At 69.3% G+C, this 1,915-nt stretch carries 3 protein-coding genes; all 3 read left to right on the plus strand.

Annotated elements, in window-relative coordinates:
* Positions 1–687, plus strand: a 687-nt coding sequence (gene murU, locus QZ994_RS19680) for an N-acetylmuramate alpha-1-phosphate uridylyltransferase MurU (RefSeq protein WP_290877742.1), incomplete at its 5' end; no start/stop codon positions are given.
* A gap of 112 nt (positions 688–799) precedes the next feature.
* Positions 800–1,366 carry an outer membrane beta-barrel protein gene (locus QZ994_RS19685; RefSeq protein ID WP_290877744.1) on the plus strand — a complete coding sequence of 189 codons (567 nt, stop codon included), beginning with the start codon at positions 800–802 and terminating at the stop codon, positions 1,364–1,366.
* 61 nt (positions 1,367–1,427) lie between these two features.
* On the plus strand, positions 1,428–1,847 hold the full coding sequence (locus tag QZ994_RS19690) for a hypothetical protein (RefSeq protein ID WP_290877747.1): 420 nt from the start codon (positions 1,428–1,430) through the stop codon (positions 1,845–1,847).
* The last annotated feature ends 68 nt before the right edge of the window (positions 1,848–1,915 follow it).

Below are 1,915 nucleotides of genomic sequence, written 5' to 3' on the forward strand. Positions count from 1 at the left end.
GCCGCTGGCCGTGGCGAGCGCATGCGCCCGCTGACCGACACCACCCCCAAGCCCCTGCTGACTGTGCGTGGCCAGCCCCTGATCGCCTGGCACCTGGCGGCCCTGGCCCGCGATGGCGTGCGCGACGTGGTCATCAACACCGCCTACCTCGAAGACCAGTTTGAACCCGCCCTGGGCGACGGCAGCCGCTGGGGCCTGCGCATCACCTACAGCCGCGAAGGGCGAGACCACGGCGGCGCCCTGGAAACCGCGGGCGGCATGGCCAAGGCCCTGCCCTGGCTGGGCGAGGCCTTCTGGGTGCTGGCCGGCGACGTGTTCGTGCCCGGCTTCCGATTCGATGCAAACGAGGCCGAACGCTTCGCACAGGGCGAGGACTGGGGCCGCCTGTGGCTGGTGCCCAACCCGGCCCATGTGCCCCAGGGTGACTTCGCGCTCGATGCCCAGGGCCGCGTGCACCGTCGCGACCAGGCGCCCGCGGGCACCCCCACCGGCACCTACTCGACCATCGGGCTCTACCGCCCGGCCATGGTCGACGGTGTGACCCTGGGTCAGAAAGCCGCGCTGCGTCCCTGCCTGGAGCGCGCCATCGACGCCGGCAAGCTGGGTGCCAGCCTCTACACCGGCGAGTGGGTCGACGTGGGCACGCCCGAGCGACTGGCCGCCCTGAACACCCCGCAAGAGACCTGATCCACCTGGGCGACACACCCGCTTCACACCGCTTTACACGGCCGACAAACGCGCTTGACACAAAGCCGCCATCCTCGGATGCCCGGGCCCAGCCCACACCGAGGAGTCCTGTTTGCCAGCCCGCCCCTTCTTTCCCTTGCGTGCCCACAGCGTGATCGCACTGGCCATGGCCGCAGCCGCCATCGCCTGTGCCAAGCCGGTGCAGGCCCAGACCGGCTTCTACCTGGGCGGCAGCATCGGCCAGTCGCACTACAAGGAGCAGAGCCCCCTGACAGCCCCCATTGATGGCGGGCACACCGGCTTCAAGGCCTACGTGGGCTACCAGTTCAACCCCACGCTCAGCATCGAGCTGGGCCAGGCCGAGCTGGGCACCTTCCGCGCGGGCAGCAACACCATTCAGGCGTCTGGCGGCTACCTCGACCTGGTCGCCATCGCCCCGCTGGCGCCACAGTGGAGCGTGCTGGGTCGCCTCGGCCTCTATGACAACCGCACCCTGCGCATCGTCGGCGAGCGCACCACGATCGAAACCGGCCGAAACATCAAGCTCGGCTCGGGCCTGCAGTACCAGCTCAATGCCACCACCGCCTTGCGCGGCGAATGGGAGCGCTACGGCAACCGCGTCAACGGCCAGACGGCCAACGTCGATCTCTACAGCCTGGGCGTGGTCGTGAGTTTCTGAGGCCGGGCGGGATCCGGGCGGTAAAATGGGATCTTCCCCCCACAGCCCCTGGATCAACACCATGCCCCGCTGTTTGCTGACGGTCACGGCCTCTCTGGCCCTCTCGACCGCCTTCACCGCTGCCCTGCCCCTCGTCCTGCTTGCGCCTCAGGCCGCTTCGGCCCAGCACGCCCGCGTGCTGCCCCCCAACACCCTGCGCGGCAAGGTCAGCTTCGGCCAGCCCCCCGAGGCCGCGCTCAATGGCGATGCCATCCGCCTGGCACCCGGCGTGCGCATCCGGGGTGCGAACAACATGCTGGTGATGTCGAGCGCACTCGTGGGCCAGACCTACAAGGTCAACTACGCACTCGAGATGAACGGCCTGCTGAAAGAGGTCTGGATCCTCACCGACGCCGAGGCCGACACCACCTGGCCGGAAACCATCCAGCAAGCGGCCACCTGGACCTACAACCCGCTCACCCAGAGCTGGACCAAGCCCTGATCCCCCACATCAGGCCAGGCCCGCCTGCCCCCTGAGCCGAACGCCCCGTCTGACCCGCGCCACCGGCG

It is taken from the genome of Aquabacterium sp., assembly GCF_021768455.1.
In the GTDB taxonomy this organism is placed as follows: domain Bacteria; phylum Pseudomonadota; class Gammaproteobacteria; order Burkholderiales; family Burkholderiaceae_C; genus Aquabacterium.

Excerpts from the sequence above, each read along its gene's own strand:
- QZ994_RS19690 (WP_290877747.1), top strand. The coding sequence starts at position 1,428 with ATGCCCCGCTGTTTGCTGACGGTCACGGCCTCTCTGGCCCTCTCGACC.